Below are 24,403 nucleotides of genomic sequence, written 5' to 3'. Positions count from 1 at the left end.
GGGGTGATTTTTTTCTGTATCATGGTAATGCTCAATAAGTGCACGATAATGTTGCACGAAGTGCCATTCTCCAATTAGCCTCTTTTGAGCCTAGCTATAGAGCTTCATAACCCGATGGTATATCAAGGCAAAAAATTAGATGCAACTAAGCATTTGCTTAGATGCATCTAAGCAAATGCTTAGTTGCAACTAACCGATTGCTTAGTTGCAACTAAACTAGCGCCTTTATACGACACTGAGTATCAACCTATTACAAAAACATCTTTTAACGCCCTATTTTTCTCAAGAAGTTCGCAGGTAAAATTGAATTATTGCCACCTTATCAGTAGAGCTATAGTAGGATCAACTCTGCAACTAGGTTGCAGAGAAAAGGGTCTATCTTTGTGGAAGTAATAACAATCAAACAGGTACAAGAATTATGGGAGATAGTCATAGTCACGATCACGGACATGAGGAGGAGGAGGTTAGTCTGAAGCCAATTTGTATATCGGCAGCCATCCTAGTGCTCATTATTGCGGGTCAGCACTTCTGGAGTTGGTGGCCACAGGGCTGGCTACAAAATGTGCTATATATCCTTGCATTTTGTCCGGTCGGCATTCCAGTGCTGGTTGAGGCATGGGAGTTATTGAGGAGAGAGCACTCCTTTTTCAACGAGTGTGCCTTGATGTCAATTGCAGCCATTGGCGCATTCTTTATTAACCAACAGACAGAGGCGGTACTCCTAATGCTACTATATCAACTAGGAGAGTACCTACAAGATAAAGCTGTCCATAAGGTACGCCACGATATCTCCAAGATTGCCGATGTACGCAGTCAAACCGTCTTAAAGATTTTAGATCAAGGGACCCTAGAGATCCCAGCCAATGAAGCTAAAGTAGGCGACCACCTGAGGGTAATACCTGGCATGCGGGTATCGCTAGATGGGAAACTTCTCTCAGAAGAAGCCCTCTTGGATCTCTCCGCTCTCACAGGCGAGAGTATGCTTGAGGAGAGAGAAAAAGGCTCAGAAATCCTTGCGGGGAGTGTCGTAAGTGCACGCCCTATAGATATTGTAGTGACCAAACCATACGAGGATAGCACATTGGCACGTATCCTTCAGATGACCGAAGAGGCGAGCGAACGAAAGCCTGAAACAGAGCGACTAATTCGTCGATTTGCAAGAGTCTATACCCCAATTATTTTCGGGCTTGCTCTCCTTGTAGTATTAGCACCATGGATATGGAGCTTGGCATCTTCTAGCTTCCAATACGAGTTCTCTGATTGGCTCTATAAGGCATTAGTCTTCTTGGTAATCTCTTGTCCTTGTGCATTGGTCATCAGTGTTCCTCTGACCTATTTTAGCGGCATGGGTGCTACCAGTCGTCATGGGCTACTATTCAAAGGTGCTCTCTACCTAGAGGAGCTAAGAAGGATTACAGCAGTAGTTTTCGATAAGACCGGCACCCTCACAGTAGGAGAGTTTGAGGTAAAGAAAGTACTCACCTCAGGGATCAGCAGTGAGGAAGCATTGGGTTACATAGCAGCAGTAGAGGCACATAGCAGCCACCCTATGGCACAAGCTATTCTTAGGCATACCACGGAAAGTATCCACAAGCAGGTAAAGGATATCGAGGAGGTAACGGGAATGGGGCTGACAGCAATAAGCCAAGATGGCGAAAAGCTACTTGTGGGAAGTGAACGGATGATGCACAAGGAGGGACTTGAGGTACCTGAATCTCTATCGCCAAGGGGGAAAAGTGCTGTATTACTTGCTATCGGTGGTGTAGTGAAAGCCACGGTAATTCTCTCCGACCGAATCAAAAAGCAGAGTAAGTCGACCATCAACGAGCTACAAAAGCTTGGGATAAAGAAACTGGTGATGCTGTCGGGCGACAAACCAGAAGTGGTCCAAGCAACAGCCAAAGAGATAGGGATTAGTGACGCAAGAGGCGCCCTACTCCCTGATGACAAGATGAGAGCGGTTGAGGAATTGATGGAAAAAGACCGAGTAGCCTTTGTGGGTGATGGGCTGAATGATGCACCAGTGATGACTATGAGCCACATAGGTATAGCAATGGGAGGTATTGCTAGCGATGCAACTATAGAGGCTGCAGATGTGGTCATTCAAGGCAACGATCCATACAAAGTGGTCCAAGGGATAGAAATATCTCGGAATACCCATAAGATTGTGATTCAAAATATTATCTTTGCACTAGGCTTCAAGCTAGCGGTAATGATTTTGGCACTTATGGGATTTGCGTCGCTGACGCTTGCAGTGCTCGCCGATGTGGGGGTGACGCTCCTTGCAGTACTCAATTCACTCCGCGCACTCTACTTTAGAGCCAAACCATTTAATTAAGAAAAGACTATGGAACGAGAAAGACTATCCAAGCTACTCAGTCACTTTGGGGTAAGAGTAACCCCTGTAAGGTACCTCCTCTACCAAGCCCTTGAAGAGGCTACTGTAGCAATGAGCCTTAGCGACCTAGAGGTAGAGCTACCCACGGTAGATAAAAGTAGTATCTTTCGCAATCTACAGTTATTTCTCGAAGCAGGTCTTATCCACCAAATACAGGATGGTAGTGGCATCGCAAAATATGCCGTTAGTCAGGTAGAGAGTGCCGACCACCCCTTGACCCACGCCCACTTCACCTGCCGCAAGTGTGCCGAGACAATTTGCCTAGAGGGCATCACCTTGGATCTTACACAGCTAGCTATTCCAGAGGATTTCCAAGTAGATGGATACACCCTCATACTCAAAGGCATTTGCCCACATTGTAAGCGCTGAGCAGTGTAGCTACCGATCCGCTACCCCTAAAACCTCCTTCCCCAGCTCTTTTATTAGCTTTTTGGGGAATAATAGATAATTGATTACCTTTGCTAGTGTGAAAAAGTTGACTTCATAGAGCAATAGATGGGAAAGGTAATAGCAATATCTAATCAAAAAGGTGGTGTAGGTAAAACAACAACGACGATTAATCTCGCAGCATCACTTGTGGCCTTGGAGAAGAAGGTGCTTATCATTGATGCCGACCCTCAAGCCAATGCAACAAGTGGCTTGGGAGCAACGCCTCTATCACCCGATAAGACTGTCTATAATTGTATGCTAGGCGAAGCCAATCCTCGTGAGTGTCTTGTGGAGACCTCCGTGGAAGGGCTCATGATACTTCCCTCTCATAGCGATCTCTCTGGGGCAGAAGTAGAGCTAGTCTCTGTCCCTGACCGTGAGTTCGTAATGCGTAAGATTACGGATCAGCTTCGAGACGATTATGACTTTATATTTATCGATTGTTCTCCAAGCTTAGGACTCATCACGGTATCGGTCTTGGCTGCAGCAGACTCTGTAATCATACCTGTACAGTGTGAATACTTTGCACTGGAGGGGATCAGCAAGCTATTGAGCACCTTGCAGGTAGTTAAGCGAAGAATCAATCCAAAGATAGATATTGAGGGCTTCCTTATGACCATGTATGATGCCCGTACTCGACACTCCAATCAAGTGTACGAGGAGGTTAAGAAACACTTTAAGAGCTTAGTATTCTCCAGTGTCATACATCGTAACGTGAGACTTAGTGAAGCTCCTAGCTTCGGGCAGTCGGTGCTAGACTTTGATATCGACTCTCGTGGCAGTCAAAATTACCTTCAACTAGCTCGCGAGCTTCTGGAGAAGAACAAACAATTATGAGCAAAAACATCAATAAGAAAAATAGCCTTGGCAGGGGACTAGATGCTCTGATCACACCAACACTCAGTGATGTGGATGTGCAGGGCTCTTCCTCCTTTAATGAAATAAATCTTGAGGATATCATACCTAATCCCGAGCAACCGAGAGAGGAGTTTGACCCTGAAGCCCTTGAGGAGCTAGCACAGTCTATTAGGCACCTAGGTATTATTCAGCCAATCACCGTGCATGCACTCACTGATGATATAGGGAAGTACCGTATCATCAGTGGAGAGCGCCGGTATAGAGCAGCTAAGATAGCTGGGCTCGAGCGCATCCCTGCCTATATACGCACCGCTGAAGATGAGCAGATTATGGAAATGGCTCTGATTGAAAATATTCAGCGCCAAGACCTCAACGCCATCGAAGTAGCACTCGCCTTTAAGAAGCTGATCGAAGGCTACGACCTTACACAGGAAGAGCTGAGCAATAGAGTGGGCAAGAAGAGAGCCACTATTTCCAACTACATCCGGCTCTTAAAGCTCCCTGCAGAGATACAAATGGGCTTAAAGGATAACAAAGTCTCTATGGGGCATGCCCGTTCTCTTCTAGGCATCGACGATCCTGAGGTGCAACTAGCTTTCTACGAGCAAGTAATCGCAGACCACATCTCAGTACGTAGCCTAGAGCAGATGGTCAAGGACTACAATGAGCCAGAGGAAGAGATACCCAATAAACCACGCTCCTCCAACAACGGCAGAAGGAAACCCACTAATAGCGAAGAGGTAGAGCTACTCACCAATCGCTTCAGAAGTCTCTTTGGGACCAAGGTGACCATGACGCTCAGTGAGCAGGGCAAGGGGAAAATAAATATCCCATTTGAATCCAATGACCAGCTTGAGCATATTCTTGCACTGCTAGACCGACTATGAGGAGAGTTCAGCAAATCTCATTGCTAGCACTCTTTTGGCTGGCACTATCGCTATCGGCCAAAGCAGCCCTTGTGCCAACTGATAGCATACCTCCCGACTCCGTCGTTCAAAGTGCCACTAGAGACAAGGTAGTAGAAGAGGTAGTGCCAAATAAAAAGAGTAAAGAGGTCAAGAGCTTTCAACCCAATTCCACAAAAGCCGTACTATTTAGCATCATCCCTGGTGGTGGACAAGTGTACAACCGAGTATATTGGAAACTCCCTATAGTAATTGGTGCCTATACGGCTTGCTACTATGCTATCTCTTGGAATAATAATAACCTCCTTGATTACGCAACTGCATTTAGGGACATCAAGAGCTCCACACCTATGGAGCATCAAAGTTGGAAAGACTTTATCCCCTACGGTGCAGACCCCAAGAGCTATGTCAATAATACAGGCTTTCACGAACAACTTAGGAGAGGTCGTGACTTCTATCGACGCAATCGCGATCTCAGCATCATCATTACTGTAGGTATCTATGCCCTATTTATGATTGATGCCTATGTTGATGCTGAGCTATATAGCTTCGATATTTCGCCTAATCTCACCCTTTCCTATGCCCCAGCCTATATCCCCTCCACCCCACAAACGCCCGACAGCGGGATAGGCGTGCAATTAGCACTTACATTCTAAGCATTTTAGACATATGACGATGAATAGACTTCTTCTTACAGCTACCCTATTACTTGGTTTTTGCACTGCACTTTTCAGTCAAGAGCCCAATAATGGGGAGGAGGTAAACATAGAGGATCTTGGCCGACTTCCCGAAAGCTTTGAGATGAGCCTTGATTCACTATTCAATCGTAGATATAAAGAATATTACAATCTCTCCAAGAGAGATAAGCCCAATACCCAAAGTACTCGGACACTAGATCAACTCTATCGCAGTCGTCTACACGCTATGGAGAGTGCCATTCCCCTCACATACAATCCCATAGTTCGCGAAGCCATTGAGCTCTATGTCAATAAGCGAAGTCGCCTGCTCAGCCTAATGCTTGCTAAGGCCACCTACTACTTCCCCATCATAGAGTCGGCCTTGGATAAGTATGGAATGCCTTTAGAGCTAAAATACCTCGCCATCGTAGAGAGTGCCCTCAACCCAACTGCTGTCAGTAGGGCTGGAGCTACGGGGCTTTGGCAGTTTATGCTCCCCACGGGCAAGGCTTACGGACTTCATATCGATAGCATGGTCGACGAACGATGCGACCCCTACAAGAGCTCCGAAGCAATGGCACGCTACTTTCAGGATATGTATGCTCTATACGGCGATTGGATGCTCTCCATTGCCGCCTATAATTGTGGTCCAGGGAATGTCAATAAAGCTATCCGCCGCTCAGGAGGTAAGACCGATTTCTGGCAGATTTATCAATACCTACCTCGTGAGACCCGATCATACGTGCCCTTCTTCATTGCTGCTTTCTATGCTATGGAGCACTACGATGAGCACGATATCCGACCCAATATAGTCAATGTCCCTCTCGCCACCGATACCGTACATATTAACTTCCGACTCAGCTTCGATGAGATACAGCATGCCAGCGGAGTGGATATGAAGGTGATTGAGGATCTCAACCCAATGTATAAAAAGAGGATTATCCCCGGTAATAACGGTACACAGATACTTAGATTACCCACTGCCGATGCTACTGCTTTTAGTATACAAAAGGATCAGCTACTCGCCAAGCGACAGTCGGAGCAGAGTACCGCAGAGCTTAAGGAGTCTAGCAATGATACCGCTGCCCAAGCGATCACCCATATCGTAAGGCGAGGTGAGACGCTCTCCAAGATAGCCTCTAAATACGGGGTCACAATAAATGATATCAAAGCGTGGAATAACCTCTCTAGTAACAGCCTAAGGGTTGGGCAAAAGCTCTCCATCAACGGCTCCAAAGGTAGTAGCCAAAGAAGCTCCAAACAAAGTAGTGCTTCTCCAAAGGTCAGGTATTATACGGTAAAGAAAGGTGACACCCTAAGCGGAATAGCTCAAAAGCATAAAGGAGCCACCGTACAAAAGATAAGGCGAGCCAATAACATTCGCGGAAATAACATACGGCCCGGTCAGCGATTAGTTATTCCTTATTAGATCCACTTATTAACCCCACTTGTCACGGCAAATATCAAAGACAATTATGTCTAAGTGCTATCGATTAATAGTATTGCTCATCTCGCTACTTGCATTGGCATGCGATAGAGTACCAGAGCTACCTTCTATCCAGCTCTCAAAGGATAACCCACTCCAGTTTCTAGTAGTCAATGAAGGGCTTTTCACCACCAATACGGCAGCACTCTCCGCTGTCTATAAGGATGGTACCATTTACTGGGATGTCTTTGAGCCAATCAATCAGCGACCACTTGGTGATGTTGCCCAAAGCATCACCCTCATCAATGGCAAGCTTTTCGTAGCCATTAATAACAGTCGACGTATAGAAGTGCTAGACCCCACCACCTTTAAGTCCGTTGCTTCCCTACGATATAGCCAAAGTGGCTCACCACGTTACATCACTCCCCTGACCAATAATACCGCACTGGTTAGTGACCTGTACGGTCAGCTAGTGAAGATCAGCACCACCCCACCCTATGAGGTACTAGAGTATATCTCACTCCCCACTGCAAGTTCAGGTATAGAGCAGATGGTTACAGTCAGAAACAAGGTATTTGGCGCCTACCTCAATCGAGGAATTGCCATTTTAGATGCCGAAAAGCTATGGATACCCAATATGCGACTTATAGATGGGCTAGATATTCCATGGGAGCTTGGTGGTTGCCAGTTGCTAGTTGACCACCGCCAAAGAGTGTGGTGCACTAGCCTTCTGCCCAATGGAGTAAAGCTATCGGCTATCGACTCTCAGAGTGAAACGATCGTAGCTGAGGTGGTACTACCCTTTGATCGCTCAGAGCCTCAGGAGGGCGATATCATCGGTATGCCCAAAAACAATCGTGTAGATATAGACCCCACTGGGCAATATATCTATATCAATCTTTACACTCAGTCGAAAGAGGGGCAACCTCTACAGACCCTATTCACCATTGATGTAGACAGTCACAAAGTCTCCAAATATCTCGAGCTCCCTGGAGTTAAGATGATGTATGGCATGAATGTCTCCCCCGATGGAGATGTCTTTATCTGCGACTGCCTCGATTACTCCGCACAGCGTGGGTATATTCGTCAGTTTCCCAAAGATGGTGGTGAAGTACGAAGTTATAAGGTTGGTGTATACCCCAATCGCATATTCTTTCCACCGAAAGGAGGTTGGCAATGAAGCGAATTCTTAGCATCGTACTTACCTTTTGTGCTGGCGCCATAGTCTCTTACGCACAAGAGCAGACCACCGTATTAGATACGCTATTTGTGGTCTCCAAATCCATTACCACCCGTTCCGAAGTTAATACAGGAGCTAAAATAGAGCAAATACCTATTGAGCTACTACAGATCAATAGCTCTAGAAATATGGCGGAGTTACTTGCCGAAAACACCTCTATCAGCGTCAAGAGCCAAGGACTTGGTGCCAATGCTACCGCCTCCTTTCGTGGGGCCAGTGCAGCTCAGACAAGAGTTAATTGGAATGGTATCAATATCACCCCTGTGATGGCAGGGATATTCGACTTTTCCCAGATGCCAGTCTTCTTTGCCGACCAGGTAGCCCTCTATCATGGTGCCAACGATATTAAGAGTGGTTCAGGAGCGGTTGGCGGAAGCGTCAACATCAATAACCTCCCCTATTGGGACGGAGCTTCTCACTTTGACCTTGGTGCCGAGTATGGCTCATACAACACCTACACTGCCAAAGGGTATGCCCGGTACGGCACCCGTCGATTTTCTGGTAAAAGCAGAGCCTACTACCAGCACTCCGATAATGACTATCAATACATCAATAAAGTCTCAGGCCTTGATGCCTTCAAGGAACGTCGACAAGATGCAAGCTTCTCAATACTCTCGGCTATGCAGGAACTACACTTCCGCTTAGGCGATCAAGCCTTTCTCTCCTCTGCACTTTGGTATCAACGTGGCAATCGAATGCTACCGCAGCCACTAGGTATTGAAACCACAGTTCACGAGCGTCAAGAGGAGCAAAACCTAAGAGCATATATAGGATACAATGGCTACTTTGGAGCTAGTAAACTGGAGGGCAAGATAGCCTACATCCAGTATGGTATGAAGTATCATCGGTGGTTCGATAACGACTACTTTCCACCGACCAATAACCTCAATGGCTCACGGACTGTACACTCCAGCATTGACTTTAGCCATTCATTTAGCCCAAAGTGGCTTTACAATACCACCCTCACCTACCGGCACGACCGTGCCAAAGCAGAGGATAGCAGAGAAGAGGATCCCATCGCAGGTGCCACGAGAGATATGCTCGCATGGCACCACGCACTCCGCTATAAGCCTATTGAGTGGCTAATTACCGATGGTCGATTGATGATTGAGAGTATAGATTGGCGCCGCCCTGTCCTCACCTACTCCCTAGGAGCATCCGCTACGATACTCCCCGAGATGCTTCATCTACGCTCTTCCTTCTCCTACAACTACCGACAGCCCACTCTCAATGAATTGTACTGGCACCCGGGGGGCAATCCCCACCTTCGTCCTGAAAAAGGATACACTTATGATGCCACTCTACTATTCAAGATCCACCCTTTCAAAGCCCCAATAGACTTCTCAGCTGAGGCAACTGGCTACTTTATGGATATAGACGATTGGATCCTCTGGCTACCAGTAGACGAAACGGTACGGTCAGGTCAGAGCCACAATCAATGGCTTTGGCGACCACAAAATAAGAGAGACACGCGCTCTTACGGCACGGACCTGCTCCTCAAAGTAGCCTACACTGGCGAGAAGGTCCGAAGTTCTCTCTCTTGGAGTTACGCTTTTACCCGTGCCTTTACTCGCACCAAGCAACATAATGATGATGGTGCTCTCCTCCACCAACTTCCCTACGTGCCTCGCCAGAAGTGGAGCCTCCGCTTCACACTCGATTATGCACGCTGCTTTCTCAACCTACAGACCTCTTATGTCGGTGTACGATACATTACCACCGACCAAAGCTACTTCACCCGACCCTACAATGTATCCCACCTACTCCTCGGATATCATTATACCATCGGAAAGTACGCTATCACCCCGCAAATAAGGATAGACAACCTATTCAACACTTACTACGAATCGACCAAGTACTACCCAATGCCCCGACGCACAGTACTTGGCTCACTACAAATAAGGTTTTAATCATGAAGAAAACTATCATTTACCTACTAGCCCTACTATCGTTGCTCCTAACAGCATGTAAGGGTGAAAAGTCTACCCCTGATACTGGAGAACTTGAATTAGAACTCTCCATGCCAGCAATGTTCTCCGGCCAAGAGATAAGCAAAAACTTAAGCTACTTCTGGCAAGAAGATGATCTAGTTACGCTAGAAATTCTCAGCGGTGGCAAAAGCATCACCCTCCAAGAACTGACCCCCACCCGCCATTCTGATGGACTGAAAGCGACTCTTTCCATCACCCTACCTGAGGATATGCGTACCACACGGCTAACCATTCGGGGGGAGGTGAAAAGAAAGGGCGACCATTCGACCCCTTCTCTACTAGCCTATCAAGCGCCACTACAAGATAATGACAAGAACCCCTCCTTCAATCTTCGCGAGAAGGGCATTAACCCACCAATCTATCTACCAGAGACGACTCTACACAGGTCATCAGGCAAACAATCCTTACAGCTCTCCACGCTTGGGCACTTCTCTATTATTGAGCTATCCAATCAGTCTGATCAACCACTTACGGCACCAAAGGAGCTGCAGCTCACTTCCGATACACCTTGGCTATGGGAAGGTTCCACTTATGATTATGTAGAGGGCAAATTAAAAGGAGAAAAGAGTCTCTCTTCCCTGCCACTCAGTTTCAACGTCCAAGAGCTACAACCGAAGAAAAGTCAAAAGATCCTACTTTGGCTTCCAGAGGCAAACAAAGAGACCAAGGTTCATATCACTGCCAACGACATTGAAAGTAACGCCGTTCCTTTCAGCGACGAAATGGCCATTGGCCTTGAGACTGCGGATAAGATCTCACTTAGTAGACAGCTTTTTAATTACGACCCAGCAAATAGCTCCGGTGGCGGAGATCCTTACTTCGCATTCAGAGATATCAAGTATTGGATTGGCACAGGAAGCAAAAAGGTAGCACTAGTGATTGATTGGCACGATGGAAAACAACCCGAAGCACTTGTATGGGGCTATCATTTTGATGGGAAGAAGAGTACAGGTGAAATGCTAGAGGAGATTGCTAATCAAGATCCTAGACTACTGATTGCTATCGGTGAAGGTATGAAAAGTGGCACTTGTTTATTCAGCATTGCTTATCGTCCTATCATTGGTACTAGTCCCTATGAGATAAGATACAAAGAAAAGGTCCTCACACTCAAGAGCCAAGGGGTTCATATCGTGGACTTTGATCCAAAGAAGGACGATGCTGCGGACCATTTCACCATCAGCGACCCTACCGCTAGATGGCAGACAGGTTTTTACAAAATTGGTTATTGGTCTTACTTTCACAAAGAAAGACGTCTCAACCCATTTGGCTACTCCAGCACTGGTATTTGGAATACGCTACTAATAGATGGCAGCTGGCACGGAATATCCTGGAGCCCATTAAACAATGGCTCAATGAAGGGAGAACTACTCAGCACCACCTTTACTGCCGCTACTATACCAGATAAATAAGTATTCATTAATTTATAAACAACAGAACAATGAAAAGGCTTAATTTACTACTACTCACGCTACTAAGTAGCTTAGCGCTATTTAGCTGTATCTCCGATTCTGACAAGACTCCAGACTCACAAAAGAGCAAAAATGATGCTCGTGTATTTGTCCTCAACGAAGGAGTATACAATAAAGAGACTGGCTTCCTTGACGTCATTAATGCAGAAGGCGGCTACCAGTCTAAGGTTGATAAATCAAACCTAGGAGGCACAGCACAAGATCTCGCTTTCTTCAGTGATTATACCTACGTTATTGCCAAGGATCCAATAGAAGGAACGCACAAAGGTCGATTGGTTTCTCTAAAAACTGCTGATTATAGCATAGATAAGGATTACTCAGAACTCATCTCAGATCTAGAAAAGCCTTCACACATCGCCATTCTCGACCTACACAATATTTTTATTCGTGACGCAAAGGCGATCCATCGTCTAGACCTCGTGAATGGCAAACTCACCAAGGTAGAGGGCACTGACGGTGCTTCCGAGATGCAAATGGTAGCTCTAAACAATAGAGTAGTAGCCGCAGTAGACAAGAAACTAGTCTCTATCAATAGGAACGAAGATAAGGTTACCAAAGAGCTTACACTAGATGCTTCCATCAAGGGCATAGCACAAGCTTGCCGTAGAGATGTGTTTGTAGCAGCTCCTGCAGGTGAGAAGAGCACCATTTACAGAATCAACTCCGACGACCTCTCTATCATTAAGCAAAATGAAATTACAGGTGCAGAAGGTAAGGCAATGGGCGATAGCTACTGGGGTAGGTCATCAGTGATCGCTGCAAAAGACGACATCATCTACTACGCCGGTGCTGGCTCAGTCATCTACCGCCACAACTTTGCTAAAAACGAAACAAAGGCAATGGTCGATGTCGCTAGCGAAGGCTTTTATCCTGAAGGAACTATCACCTACAATAGCCTAGGAGTACACCCACGCACAGGTCACGTCTACATCACTCGTATCAAAGATTGGAGTGAAAACGATGTGAATGCCATCCTTGAGCTAGATCTCTCTGGCGACACTGGTAAGCTCGTTAAGAAGTACGAAAATAAGGTAGCTTATCCTGCCGGTTTCTACTTCCCAGCTAATAGATAATCAATAATATCGCCTTCGTGCGATAGTATCAAAAGGGGTGCATACAAGCGTATGCACCCCTTTATTTGTCACAAAGCAGATAGCTTATAGGATCTTTTCAATAGACTGCTTCAAAGAGTCCTTGCTTTGGGCACCTACCTTACGGTCAACTACCTCGCCATCCTTAACAAAAAGGATTGTAGGAATATTGCGAACTCCGAACTGTGCTACCACATCGTTATTCTCATCCACATTCATCTTACCGATACGTACCTTATCACCGTACTCCTCAGCAAGTTCATCAATGATAGGTGAAACCATACGACATGGACCACACCAAGGTGCCCAGAAGTCAATCACCATTGCACCACCTTTAGCTACCTCCTCTTGGAAGTTAGCATCTGTAAAAGTTAAAGCCATAATACTTATCTCTATTAAAAATTATACTGTTTATATTCTCTCTTCTACTATATTCAACACATCACTCGCCTAGATAGTTCATTTCAATTCAAAACTAACCCCACTCTCTTCATAAAGAGCCAGTTTGTCTAGTAGCTCAGTAGAGACCGATACTCCTGAGAGCTGCGACGACTCTAGATTGACATAAACATCTTGAGTGCTATCAAAGATATAAAAACCTATGGACATAGGTCCCTTTGTCTCTCTACAATTATTCAGCGGAGGCATAATATCCTCATAAAACTGCTCAGTAATAGCCCATGTGGGGATAGTAATCTGCAGATCGCTCAGTAGTGAATCAGCCACCTCCTCCAGTAGTTGTATGCTATTGATCTTAAGGAAAGCACGGTCACCCGAGTAGCCCATCTCAGCCTCAGCACGCACCAATATAAATAGTCCCTCACGGCCATACATAGAGTACTTAAGGTAGGAGTCACCAAAGAGAGCCAGCTCCCCTTCACCATTGTAGTCTTGTATCTTAATGAAGCCCGCCTTGGTATTCTTCTTGGTCATCATCTCACGGAACCCAGTCACAATGCCACCGAAGATCAGCTCCTTCCCCACATAATCCATCACGTCTCGTAGTTCTGACACTCCAATATTGCACTTATACTTCAGTGGAAGTGCATACTGGTCTAGTGGAGAAGCTGTGAGATAAAAGCCCAATAATTCCTTCTCCTTATTCAGGCGGTCCATATCATTCCACGCTGGAGCATGCTCCGAGAGCGTTGGCTTCGCCATCTCTTGAAAGAGGTCATCACCAAAGAGAGAGCCCATTGAGTGTGCCTTCTCCTCCTGAGTTCTATTGCCATAGTTGATCAACTTATCCAAGAAGGTCTCCTCTTTATTGCCCTCCATTTGATAGTAATCCTCACGAGTGAAAGTCTCGAAAGAGTCAAATGCGCCGCTCAGCACTAATGCTTCAGAGACCTTCTTAGTGGTCGCTTTTCCTTCGACCCGAGCGAAAAAGTCATAGACATCGGCAAAAAGTCCATTCTCGCGCCGTTCCTCAATAATCTCCCGTGCCGCCGAACTACTAAAGCCTTTAATAGCACCCAGTCCAAAGCGGATATGCCCAGCCTTATTCACCGAAAAGGCGAAGTTGGATTCGTTTACATCAGGATTGAAGACCTCAATCCCCATCTTCTTACTCTCATCGATATACTTCGTAATCTCGGTGATGTTATTGAGGTTTCGGCTCATCACCCCTGCCATAAACTCTGCAGGATAATTAGCCTTGAGATAAGCCGTTTGATACGCCACCCAAGCATAGCAAGCAGCGTGGCTCTTATTGAAAGCATACGAAGCAAACTTGAGCCAGTCGCCCCAAATCTTTTCTAGAATCTCCGCAGGGTGACCATTCTTCTGACCTCCCTCCATAAATAACTCCTTCAGCGAAGCCATCTGGTCGATTAGCTTCTTACCCATCGCCTTACGGAGAGAGTCCGACTGCCCTCTAGTAAAGTTGGCAATCTTTCGGGAGAGAAGCATCACCTGCTCCTGATAAACGGTGATACCATACGTCTCCTCAAGATACTCCTCCATCACAGAGAGGTCGTAAGTAATTGGTTCCCGACCATGCTTACGGGCAATAAAGGAGGGGATATTATCCATAGGACCCGGTCGATAGAGCGCCACCATAGCAATCAAGTCCTCAAATTTAGTGGGCTTCAGCTGCATCAGTGACTTCTGCATACCAGGCGACTCAAATTGGAATACAGCCGAAGTCTTTCCAACACTAAAGAGCTCATAAGTCTTGGCATCATCCAGAGGAATCTTAGAAATATCCAGATCTATCCCATGCCGAAGCTTGATATTATTGAGCGTCTCACGAATAATGGAGAGGGTCTTAAGACCCAAAAAGTCCATCTTGATCAAGCCGGTTGACTCAATCACACTCCCCTCGTATTGTGTCACCAAAATGTCCTCACCTGTATCCTTATCAGTGGTCACAAAGGTCGGAACAACGTCCGAAATATCAGTCTGACCGATAATGATACCACAAGCATGCACGCCTGTATTACGCACGGTTCCCTCTAGCTGCCGTGCATATTCTATCACATCATGTTTGAGAGGATCACCTTCGTAATAGGCATCCCTAAACTCTGGTATCTGCTTCAGCGTATTATTGATATTGACCTTGCCACCCTCGGGCATACGGTCAGGGATCATCTTTGCCAGTGCATTGGTCTCCGAAAGAGGCAATCCTAGTACACGACCAAGGTCTTTAATGGCCATCTTAGCTGCCATCGTACCATAGGTAACGATATGTGCCACACGCTCCTTACCATAATGCTCCGTCACCCACCTCAGGATATCTTGCCGACCGTCATCATCGAAGTCTATATCAATATCAGGCAAAGAGATACGGTCGGGATTTAAGAAACGCTCAAAAAGCAGGTCATACTTCAGTGGATCCAAGTCGGTAATCCGCAGGCAATAGGATACCAATGAGCCAGCGGCAGAACCTCTACCTGGTCCCACAGCCACGCCCAGTTTGCGAGCTTCGGCAATGAAGTCTTGCACAATCAAGAAGTAGCCTGGGAAACCCATATTCTTAATGGTAGAGAGTTCAAAGTCCAGTCGCTCCGTCACCTCAGCACTCAGCTCCTCACCAAACCTTTTATGAGCCCCTTCATAGGCTAGATGACGGAGGTAGTCATCATCATTCTCAAACTCAGTTGGGATCTCAAAGTGTGGCATCAGAGGTTTATTCTCAATAGAATAGGTCTCAACCTTATCAAAAATCTCCATGGTATTGGCTATCGCCTCAGGGATATCGGCAAATAGCTCCACCATCTGCTCCGTACTCTTGAGCCACTCCTGCTTAGTATAGGTCAGACGGTTAGGATCCTCGTAGTTCTTTGCCATGCTCACGCAAATCAGCCTATCGTGCGCCTCTCCATCCTCCTCTCGTACAAAGTGCACATCATTGGTTGCTACCAGCTTTACCCCCGTCTCCTTAGAGAGTTGCACCAAAACCTCGTTCACCTTCACTTGATGAGCATAAGTTTCCTGATTTCCCCTTGGCTTATCGGTCTTGTGTCGCTGCAACTCTAGATAATAGTCCTCCCCAAAGACCTCCTTGTGCCATAGCACTGCCTGCTTAGCCTCTTCCAGCCGACCATTCATGATCAACTGCGGAATCTCTCCACCGAGACAAGCACTCAGCACAATCAATCCCTCATGATACTCCTCCAGCAGCTCCTTATCAATCCTAGGACGACCATAAAAGCCTTCGGACGAAGACCTCGAAACCATCTTAATGAGGTTCTTGTACCCCTGCATATTCTTCGCCAACACAATCAGATGATAGCCACTCAAGTCCTGCTTCCCCTTCTTGCTCAGGCGCCCGTTCCTTGCCACATAGCACTCACAGCCAATGATGGGCTTAAAGTTCCAATCCTCCCACCCTTTTATCTCCTCAAGGATCCTTGGCTTCTCCTCCTCCGAAGCCCCTTCGAGCTTTTTCGTAAGGTCCTTGATCTTTTTCTTCTTCATCGATTTAGGGGCGTCCCAAAAAGACTTAATCCCCAGCATTACCCCGTGATCTGTAAGGGCAATCCCTGGCTGTCCATTCTTCTTTGCCTGCTCCAGCAACCCCTCTATTGACGACTGTCCATCCAGTACAGAGTAGTAAGAGTGGACATGTAAGTGTACAAAGTTCTGCATCTATATTACCTCCCCTTCAATTCATCATACTTAGCGAAAAACTGCTCTTCGCTCATCATCTCAATTCCTAGCTTCTCAGCCTTCTCCCGCTTACTTGGCCCCATATTCTCCCCAGCGATCACCAGCGACGTCTTTCCGCTAATACTCGATACATTCTTACCTCCATTCGCCACAATCAGCTCCTTCAGTTCGTCACGTGTAATGGTATGGAAAATGCCACTCACCACAATGCTCATCCCCTCCAGTAGCGAACCCTTTGGCTTAGGAGCAGCCGCTTTCGTAAAGCTAAATTGTAGCCCCACCCTCTCCAGTCGCTCCAACGTCTCCACATTGTGGCTTTCCACAAAATACCTCAGGATATTCTCCGCAATCACCGGACCAATATCCTCTAGCTCCAAAAGCTCCTCACGGCTTGCCGACCGCAGCGCCTCCAGTGACCGAAAGTGATCGGCCAAATGTGCTGCCACCGTACTCCCTACCTGACGAATGCCAAGGCCGAAAAGCACCCGATCAAAGGGGGTCGCCTTAGAGGCCTCGATACTTTTGAGTAGATTGGTCGCCTTCTGCTCCTTAAAGCTAGGCAACCTCAGAAGCTCTCCCTCAGTAAGGTCATACAAATCCGCCACGCTCCTCACCCCCAGCAAAGTGCAAAGCAAATGAATGGTCTTAGGACCAATATTGATATCCATCGCCTTACGGCTACAGAAATGCTCTATCTTACCCTCGATCTGAGCCGGACAGCCCCACTCATTGGGGCAAAAGGTAGCACTCAACCCCTCCTCACGCTCTAGTGGAGTTCCGCAATCCGGACAAACCTTAGGCATCGTCACCGCAGCACCCGTCTTCTCATCCCTAAGGTCGTACCTCACCGAGGTGATTTTCGGGATAATCTCACCCCCCTTCTCCACCATCACCAAGTCCCCAATGTGCAGATCTAGTTCACTAATGATATCTGCATTATGGAGCGTAGCCCTCGAAACAGTAGTCCCAGAGAGCTCTATCGGCTCCAGATTCGCCACAGGCGTCATCACCCCCGTCCGTGCCACCTGATAGCTGACCGATTCTAGTCGCGTCAACGCCTTCTCAGCCGAAAACTTATAGGCCATCGCCCAACGGGGCGACTTCGCCGTGGTGCCCAAAAGAGCGTGCAGCGCATAGCTATCCACCTTCACCACTACCCCATCAGTTGCCACTGGTAGTTGATGCCTATGGGTGTCCCAATAGTCCAGATAAGCCTTCAGACCTTCTAGCGAATCGCATACCTGGCTATGCTCATCCACAGGGAGCCCCAGCTTCCTCATCAGTGCCAAGCGGTCGTGATGCAGGTCGGGCAACCACTGCTCATCATCACTCAGTAGGTAATAAAAGAAAGCGGTTGGGCGACGACTACGGATCACCGCCTCCACATGCTCCTTCGTCTTAATGGTTCCCGCCACTGCATTTCGAGGGTTAGCAAATGGAGGAAGCTCCTCCTCTTCACGCTCCTTATTGATTCTCTGAAATTCCGCCCAAGGGAGTAAGATCTCTCCACGCACCTCAACATAGGTAGGTAGATGCTCGCCCTCAAGCCTTTTCGGCACACACTCCATCGCTTGGATAGCCCTCGTCACATCCTCGCCTACTGTGCCATCACCTCGCGTCAAAGCCCGGCTCAAGACTCCCCCTTCATAGATAATAGAGATAGAGGTACCATCGAACTTCAGCTCCGCCACCAAGTCGGCATCCTTCCCCGCCAATTGATGAACCCGTCGGTAGAAGTCCAGCGTATCCTCCCACGAGTAACTATTGGCAAGCGAAAGCATCGGGTAGCGATGCTTAAACGTAGATCCTTCAGACTGGCTCACCCTCCCCAGTTTACCCTCCTTCCAAAACTCACTGCCCACCCGCTGTGTGGGCGAATCGGGAGTCACACGGTCGGGATATTGCTCCTCCAGCGCCTCCAACTCCTTCATCAAGAGGTCAAACTCCTGGTCACTAATGGTAGGAGCATTCAGCACATAGTACTCCTGCTCATATCGCTCCAGAAGCTTCCGAAGCTCTGCTATCCGATCATAATCTGCCTGAAATAAATCCATAGATGCTTATGTAGAGGGATCTGAGATATTTATGGGTTTTCTTTACTTCACTAGATACTCCGCAGTGACCGTGATGCTCACCGTCTTCTCCTTGCTAGAGGTATTGAAGTTACCACCCCACGAATAATCCTCATTAGAGTGCTTACCTATTATCTGGAAAGTACCTAGGCTCGCCTTCCGTAACCCTCCCAGGCGTGCCTTGCTCTCATCAGCAATCTGCTTTGCCCTCATACGAGCATCCTCAGAGGCGGCCGCCACCATCTGTAGCTTCAGGTCGGCCAGCTTAGTGTAGTAATAACGAGGGTCCTCAGAGTTAGCAGTCACATCCTGGGCAATCAGCTCACCCACCTCACGCACCACATTCTCTATCTCATCCACTCTCTGACTAGTCACCGTAGCAGTTTGCTGTACGATAAAGCCATTCTTAATCTCAATATACCGCTCCTGCTTAGGATCGTAGTAGCCGGTGATATCCTCCCGATAAGAGACTGGGCCAAAGACCACCTCACTCTCCTGCACCTTACGAGTGGTGAGAAAGTTGGCCAATATCTTTTGCTGACGCTCCACATCTTTCAGCCCCTCCAATGGAGTAGACGAATGGCTCTGAATCGTCACATTCCACACCACCAAGTCACTAACGAAGTCTTGTTCTGCCCCACCCTTCACACTGAGTGTCTTAGGCCCATCATTACGATGCACAAGAGCATGTCCTCCAATCGCCACAGCCACAATCATCGCCACTGCTATAGCCAACGTCCCGATCAATTTTGCCTTTCCCTGTTCCATACGTTCCAACTCTAAATAAATGGTTATTGGATAGAATTACCTTTCGTGCAAGATACCAAAAACTACCGCCACCACAAAGCCCCCACCAAAGTTTTTCCACACAAAAACCAAGGTAGAACTTAATTAAAAGACCAACACCAACTTCTTGTACCAGAGCTATCAAGAAATCGCATGGTAAAATGAAAAACAAAGACAGAACACTTACTTACCTGTATAAAAGGTGATTAGCTTCAATCATTAAATCATAAAATTTTTCCTTTAAATCAGATGTACATTTACGAGGAGAAAAGGATTTCACATTACAATTACTCACATCAGTAATCTGTGCAAATTCAGGGAAATAATCAACGCGACAGCCTCCTCCACATATATACATCAATTCACAAGAATTGCAGGGTTTGAAATTATCAATTCTAGAAATATCTTGTGCTTTTTTTGAAAGCATAACAATCCTAGAGAATGGAGTATTTTTCACATTGCATATTGGCTTCAAAGATGGAACGCGTGCACATAAATAAACTTGACCTGTTGCGTCAATGGAGAAAACACCATACATGCAATTATCCATAATCGTTGAATCACGAAAAGCGTTTGCAAAAGATCGGATTCTTATATCATATCCTGCTATCTGTGCTTTTATTCGAGAAACTGAATTAAAATACTCCATTTGCTCTTCTTGAGTCAAATGGACACTTCTTCCGTCGATGATCTGCTCAGAAAACTTGACACTAAAATTATTATGTGGAAGAATCTCGAATAACTCCTTACAAAATTCCACATACTTATCTTCTTCATGATTAATAACCACTGAAAAAGGGGGAGTAATTGCAATCTCAGAATGTACCCCATTGCTTGCAAACCTAATAAGAGTATTAATCGCTTTCTTAAAGTTTCCCTTTCCTCTCACAAGTGCATTTGACTCTTCTGAATATCCGTCAATAGATATTTGAACTGAATTAATAATGGGGCTAAATTTATCAATCATAGACTCATCCCATAAGACGCCATTAGTCATAAGCCTAACATTTAGTTTGCACTCATTAGATGCAAAAGCAACAATATCATACAAATCTTTTCTCATCGTGATCTCACCACCTGAAAAAGTTACAGATGACCCGTACTCAGAATAGCTAGTTAGAACCTTCTTAATACATTCACTGCTCAATTCCTGTTCAGATTTTTTCCCTGAAAACATATAACAGTGAGGACAAGTCATGTTACAACTGTTAGTAAGATAAAAATGCAATTGCTTAACGCTATCATTAATACAACTCTTAGTCTCGGTATTGCAAAAATCCCGAGCTACTATCTGTGTAACCGTATATTTTGCGTTATCAATTCCTCCTGTATACAAAGCTAAAGCTTCATCTAATTGGTGTTGAACTAATAGTTTAAAAAAATCAAACTGTAGATCATTTTCTAATACAATCCAGTTAGCTGTATTTGGGGAAATAACTAATATCTTTCCCTTATAATCAACCTTAACTATATTTGAGGGGAATATAAATCGGTGACAAGGATCAACACTTCTCTTAATATTCATATATCATAAAACAACAAACATCCTTTAAAAAGAACAAGGGTGACAAACCCTTGTTCAAACATACTTAATAGAGACTGCTTATGCTATGGTCTAGTCTATAGTAGTACAACGTTTAATGGTTACCATTCTGTATTACCATAACCACCATGAGTGCAACAGTGCCCCCAACATGCAGCGGCTAAGACTCTTCCATTCTCAACATAATTAGAAACTTCGTAGCATATTTCCATATTAACACATAATTTAATCTCACTTGCTCAAGGTGAATAAATTTGAAACAAAGCAGATATTGAGCATTCCTCAAAAATACAACATACATTAGAAGATATCTGCCACAAATACATATCTTAAGAATGCCTATAGCTCAAACAATATATTAAATTACATTCATACACAACACAATTAATCATCTTCTAAGAATTGCGCAACTTTCAAACTAGCACTTTTGAAAACCTCTTCAATTTGGGCACGAGCTTTTTCGGCATCTTCTTTAGTCAAGAAGAAGTTATTCCGCAAATTTTCAATCGTCTTTTCCCAAGCATCAGCTTCGGATGGCACCGTCCCCTCCTTCACATTCATATTGCTTTCCCAAGTCATGTATCGTAAGACTATGTAGTAATACTTTTGACCTGGCTTCATCTCTACTTTTTTCATCAGCCATTATTTTCATTTAGACATTTTGATTGGAGCTCCAATGCTCGCTCTGCACTGATATCTAGCAATCGTGCGAATCTTACGAGAAGTCTATCACTTTCTTCTGCAATGGCACCATCAACGATATATTCCGAGACAGCCTTCATATATTCCTTTTCATTTTCTGTGTAAGGATCAGAATATTCTGCAATCAATGTATCTGCTACCTCTTTGGAGAGACCAAGCTTACTACGAACTTGCTCGAGAAAAACTTTATGAAGAGAAGTAATAGCTCCATCCTCTTCTATAGCAAACTTAATCTCATCAATAAAAGCTTTTTCCGCATCAGAATGCTCTCCTGTCTCAACAATAGAGGCTTCTACAATAGGTGCCTCCACCTCTAGCACTTCTCTATTGACTTTTTGTAATTGGTCAACCGACTTGAAATTCACAGATATCACGATTTCTTTCTCCTCAATATTACTAAAGGTCTGCTCAACATTCCGCTCATACGATGGGTCCACTTTAGATATCAAGTTTGAAAACGAAGCCTTTAACTGTCGATTGTGTGAAGAACTCATATTTGAAGAGTCATGAGATGAAATACGCTCCGTATAGCTAAGTAAGTTACCTCCATTCGTACGCTGACGCACAAGGTTATTCCACTCCTCATTATTCTTCAGCCAAACTAAATCATTAGGAACGTATGGATTGCTAGTTGGCTCATAAGTGTATGTAATCTCGTGTTCTCGTTTCGTCTCTGAAGCATTTTGCTCCAGTATATTTTCATCTGACGAACCTTTTACTCCAAGAGCTTTTCGCCCTACTTCTAGCTCAAGTTTATTCAAGATAGCAGACTGACCATTTGAAGAACTACCCTTAGTCATCACAAACTTGATTTCTGTAGCACCAAGACATTGGCAGAGATAGCAAAACTCTTTTACCATTTCCACAAATAAAACATCGTATGCAGTTTCAAAAGGAAGGTAAACATCAGAATTAACAGGATGTGCGAAATATAGTGTATTTGCTTTGGGATGACCAATAGGTAGATGAATAGAACGAGGATAGTCTTTTAGAGTACACACAAGAGGTATATTTCCCTCATTATCAACCATTCCTGCAAGTTCAGCCTCATTCTTAACGAACAACATCACGTTTCTATCGGCATACTCTAAAACCTCACCTAGTGACTTGTATTCATTTTCTTCAGCACCCTCTTTCTTCAATAGCTCTCTGAATGACAACTCACCATTTAACATTCTATGTGCATCATTAACCTGAGCCTTATTTTCAAGTACATAGAAAAGATGATTTCGCTCATCAACGAATGTCCAACCGACGTCATTCCTGATAGAAGGATCGCTGTTTACACATTGTATTAGAAGATACGAAACTTGACCTCTTAACCACAATATACTTTGCACGAGATTCTCATTTACTTTTATTTCACGCTCAAATTCACGGAGCAGACTTCTACAAACATTTACCGCTTCCTTCAATAAATATTCTTTTTTTATACGTTGCTCTTCAGGTTCATCATTATCACAGCACAGCGTTTTGCTCTCTTCATAGAAGCAAGAAGCATAAAGATATTGATAAAACCATTTATTGTATATAAGTTTTGCTGAGTTGATAGTTGAAAGCATATGACTTTTTGCCTCATCAAACTTTTGCTCATTTATCAATTTATAGTACACCTTGTCTGGTGATTCACTGTCTGCAATTTTAATTATACTATTTAGTGTGTCACAAAACAGTGTCCCATATCCTTTCTCGTCAAATTCATTGATTTCAGATTCTGTACGTAGCGAGAAACTCCTAAAATAAGAACACAAAATATCTCCTTCCTCAATCTGTGTACCACTAGAAAAATGAGTATAAACAACTCTATCCTTACAACTAAAATGATCAAGAACATACCAATCCAAATCAACCATATCTTCCTCCTTGGTGTCCACATCAAATTTACGGATATAACGCTTGTTAGTAAGTAACACTCCTGCCAAGCTATTAAAAGATTGGATGAAAGCCTCTATACCAAATCCTTTCGTCTTCCATTTACTTCTGAACATCAAAATTTCCTCATCTGAGGAAAGATAAAAACTGCTTCGCAGTCGAGTTGCTAGTTCACTTGGAATATCAATGAGAAAAGTATAGTTATTATCAACATAATCATAAAGACCAGGCACTACATCACGCCCTAGCCTAGCTACAAACTCATCATAAATCTTGCTCATATTATTACTTATTTAAGATAGCATATAAACCGCAGTTAATTAGTCTAAAATTGTACAGTCAAGAGAGTAGAAATGCTAGGAGATAGCTTGAGGCTCCTTGACATCGTTGTAATCTGTGCATACACTCATCGCATTTAAATGTTATGTTCCCCGAAATCATAGTGCTACTTCTCTTAATGTGTTTATTCTTCTGAGGCAAATATAGCATTAGATACTGCGAGATCTCTGCAGTATCTCAAACAATTATTCATTCTAATAGTTAAAAATGGGGTTGACCCATTAATTTAACATTTGAGAGATAGATATAGTCATCCGAAAGAGAGGAGAGGGTGGTGTCTACTATGGGGTCCTCGGTTATCAGGGGTCATCCGCAGGCATCCGTTTGTGGCTTACGGGGCACTCGACTAGCCCGTTTTTCAAGCTAATAAATAATGTTCAAAATTTGAATAAAATAGGGGCGTCAAGACCTCCTTCGCAATCAATTGGAATTCAATACCATACAAAAGCGTTTGCCGAGATGCAACTAAGCGATCGGCGAGATGCAACTAAG

17 protein-coding genes are annotated in these 24,403 nt (G+C 45.0%); 10 read left to right on the top strand and 7 right to left on the bottom strand.

Annotated features, from left to right (window positions below):
- Positions 1-418 precede the first annotated feature (418 nt).
- The 10 genes from QVO39_RS08170 (at position 419) to QVO39_RS08125 (ending at position 12,466) form a co-directional block, all read left to right on the top strand.
- Positions 419-2,338, top strand: coding sequence for a heavy metal translocating P-type ATPase (locus QVO39_RS08170; protein ID WP_021903760.1), 1,920 nt, complete (start codon positions 419-421; stop codon positions 2,336-2,338).
- A 9-nt stretch (positions 2,339-2,347) separates the two neighbouring features.
- Complete coding sequence (locus QVO39_RS08165; protein ID WP_021903759.1) at positions 2,348-2,767, top strand: Fur family transcriptional regulator; 420 nt, start codon at positions 2,348-2,350, stop codon at positions 2,765-2,767.
- Positions 2,768-2,893: 126 nt separating this feature from the next.
- A complete protein-coding gene (locus QVO39_RS08160) occupies positions 2,894-3,664 on the top strand; it encodes a ParA family protein (RefSeq protein ID WP_021903758.1) in 771 nt (256 codons plus the stop codon).
- Positions 3,661-4,572: a ParB/RepB/Spo0J family partition protein gene (locus tag QVO39_RS08155; RefSeq protein WP_021903757.1), complete on the top strand. Its 912-nt coding sequence runs from the start codon at positions 3,661-3,663 to the stop codon at positions 4,570-4,572. Before QVO39_RS08160 ends, QVO39_RS08155 begins: the two co-directional genes overlap by 4 nt.
- Complete coding sequence (locus QVO39_RS08150) at positions 4,569-5,246, top strand: DUF5683 domain-containing protein (protein WP_021903756.1); 678 nt, start codon at positions 4,569-4,571, stop codon at positions 5,244-5,246. Before QVO39_RS08155 ends, QVO39_RS08150 begins: the two co-directional genes overlap by 4 nt.
- Before the next feature lie 13 nt (positions 5,247-5,259).
- Positions 5,260-6,696 (top strand): lytic transglycosylase domain-containing protein, encoded by a 1,437-nt coding sequence (locus QVO39_RS08145; RefSeq protein ID WP_021903755.1) that lies wholly within the window; start codon positions 5,260-5,262, stop codon positions 6,694-6,696.
- A gap of 46 nt (positions 6,697-6,742) precedes the next feature.
- Complete coding sequence (locus QVO39_RS08140; protein WP_288171942.1) at positions 6,743-7,873, top strand: DUF5074 domain-containing protein; 1,131 nt, start codon at positions 6,743-6,745, stop codon at positions 7,871-7,873.
- Positions 7,870-9,843, top strand: a complete 1,974-nt coding sequence (locus tag QVO39_RS08135; RefSeq protein WP_021903753.1) for a TonB-dependent receptor plug domain-containing protein — start codon at positions 7,870-7,872, stop codon at positions 9,841-9,843. The genes QVO39_RS08140 and QVO39_RS08135 overlap by 4 nt, the downstream gene beginning before the upstream one ends.
- A 2-nt stretch (positions 9,844-9,845) precedes the next feature.
- On the top strand, positions 9,846-11,333 hold the full coding sequence (locus QVO39_RS08130; RefSeq protein ID WP_021903752.1) for a hypothetical protein: 1,488 nt from the start codon (positions 9,846-9,848) through the stop codon (positions 11,331-11,333).
- Between the two features lie 29 nt (positions 11,334-11,362).
- Complete coding sequence (locus QVO39_RS08125; protein ID WP_021903751.1) at positions 11,363-12,466, top strand: DUF5074 domain-containing protein; 1,104 nt, start codon at positions 11,363-11,365, stop codon at positions 12,464-12,466.
- Between the two features lie 84 nt (positions 12,467-12,550).
- Here QVO39_RS08125 and trxA read toward each other — a convergent pair whose 3' ends face one another.
- The 7 genes from trxA to QVO39_RS08090 all read right to left on the bottom strand — a co-directional run bounded on the left by trxA (position 12,551) and on the right by QVO39_RS08090 (position 23,853).
- Entirely contained in the window at positions 12,551-12,865 is a 315-nt protein-coding gene (gene trxA / locus QVO39_RS08120; RefSeq protein WP_021903750.1) for a thioredoxin, read from the bottom strand.
- A 78-nt stretch (positions 12,866-12,943) separates the two neighbouring features.
- Complete coding sequence (gene dnaE, locus QVO39_RS08115) at positions 12,944-16,576, bottom strand: DNA polymerase III subunit alpha (RefSeq protein ID WP_021903749.1); 3,633 nt, start codon at positions 16,574-16,576, stop codon at positions 12,944-12,946.
- Between the two features lie 5 nt (positions 16,577-16,581).
- Positions 16,582-18,651, bottom strand: coding sequence for an NAD-dependent DNA ligase LigA (gene ligA, locus QVO39_RS08110; protein ID WP_021903748.1), 2,070 nt, complete (start codon positions 18,649-18,651; stop codon positions 16,582-16,584).
- Positions 18,652-18,693: 42 nt separating this feature from the next.
- The gene (locus tag QVO39_RS08105; protein WP_021903747.1) at positions 18,694-19,437 is read right to left on the bottom strand and encodes an SIMPL domain-containing protein; all 744 of its coding nucleotides are present in this window, start codon (positions 19,435-19,437) and stop codon (positions 18,694-18,696) included.
- 205 nt (positions 19,438-19,642) lie between these two features.
- Positions 19,643-20,980, bottom strand: coding sequence for a radical SAM/SPASM domain-containing protein (locus QVO39_RS08100; RefSeq protein WP_021903746.1), 1,338 nt, complete (start codon positions 20,978-20,980; stop codon positions 19,643-19,645).
- A 402-nt stretch (positions 20,981-21,382) separates the two neighbouring features.
- A complete protein-coding gene (locus tag QVO39_RS08095; protein ID WP_021903745.1) occupies positions 21,383-21,634 on the bottom strand; it encodes a hypothetical protein in 252 nt (83 codons plus the stop codon).
- Positions 21,634-23,853 carry a hypothetical protein gene (locus tag QVO39_RS08090; protein ID WP_021903744.1) on the bottom strand — a complete coding sequence of 740 codons (2,220 nt, stop codon included), beginning with the start codon at positions 23,851-23,853 and terminating at the stop codon, positions 21,634-21,636. The genes QVO39_RS08095 and QVO39_RS08090 overlap by 1 nt, the downstream gene beginning before the upstream one ends.
- Between the last annotated feature and the right edge of the window lie 550 nt (positions 23,854-24,403).

Source organism: Porphyromonas sp. CAG:1061, assembly GCF_000435035.1.
In the GTDB taxonomy this organism is placed as follows: Bacteria; Bacteroidota; Bacteroidia; order Bacteroidales; family Porphyromonadaceae; genus Porphyromonas_A; species Porphyromonas_A somerae.
Note: the sequence above shows the minus strand (reverse complement) of the source record. Positions and strands in the feature narration are given on the sequence as shown.

Coding starts and splice junctions, on each gene's coding strand:
- QVO39_RS08170 (WP_021903760.1), top strand. CDS start 419: ATGGGAGATAGTCATAGTCACGATCACGGACATGAGGAGGAGGAGGTT.
- QVO39_RS08165 (WP_021903759.1), top strand. CDS start 2,348: ATGGAACGAGAAAGACTATCCAAGCTACTCAGTCACTTTGGGGTAAGA.
- QVO39_RS08160 (WP_021903758.1), top strand. CDS start 2,894: ATGGGAAAGGTAATAGCAATATCTAATCAAAAAGGTGGTGTAGGTAAA.
- QVO39_RS08155 (WP_021903757.1), top strand. CDS start 3,661: ATGAGCAAAAACATCAATAAGAAAAATAGCCTTGGCAGGGGACTAGAT.
- QVO39_RS08150 (WP_021903756.1), top strand. CDS start 4,569: ATGAGGAGAGTTCAGCAAATCTCATTGCTAGCACTCTTTTGGCTGGCA.
- QVO39_RS08145 (WP_021903755.1), top strand. CDS start 5,260: ATGACGATGAATAGACTTCTTCTTACAGCTACCCTATTACTTGGTTTT.
- QVO39_RS08140 (WP_288171942.1), top strand. CDS start 6,743: ATGTCTAAGTGCTATCGATTAATAGTATTGCTCATCTCGCTACTTGCA.
- QVO39_RS08135 (WP_021903753.1), top strand. CDS start 7,870: ATGAAGCGAATTCTTAGCATCGTACTTACCTTTTGTGCTGGCGCCATA.
- QVO39_RS08130 (WP_021903752.1), top strand. CDS start 9,846: ATGAAGAAAACTATCATTTACCTACTAGCCCTACTATCGTTGCTCCTA.
- QVO39_RS08125 (WP_021903751.1), top strand. CDS start 11,363: ATGAAAAGGCTTAATTTACTACTACTCACGCTACTAAGTAGCTTAGCG.
- trxA (WP_021903750.1), bottom strand. CDS start 12,865: ATGGCTTTAACTTTTACAGATGCTAACTTCCAAGAGGAGGTAGCTAAA.
- dnaE (WP_021903749.1), bottom strand. CDS start 16,576: ATGCAGAACTTTGTACACTTACATGTCCACTCTTACTACTCTGTACTG.
- ligA (WP_021903748.1), bottom strand. CDS start 18,651: ATGGATTTATTTCAGGCAGATTATGATCGGATAGCAGAGCTTCGGAAG.
- QVO39_RS08105 (WP_021903747.1), bottom strand. CDS start 19,437: ATGGAACAGGGAAAGGCAAAATTGATCGGGACGTTGGCTATAGCAGTG.
- QVO39_RS08100 (WP_021903746.1), bottom strand. CDS start 20,980: ATGAATATTAAGAGAAGTGTTGATCCTTGTCACCGATTTATATTCCCC.
- QVO39_RS08095 (WP_021903745.1), bottom strand. CDS start 21,634: ATGAAAAAAGTAGAGATGAAGCCAGGTCAAAAGTATTACTACATAGTC.
- QVO39_RS08090 (WP_021903744.1), bottom strand. CDS start 23,853: ATGAGCAAGATTTATGATGAGTTTGTAGCTAGGCTAGGGCGTGATGTA.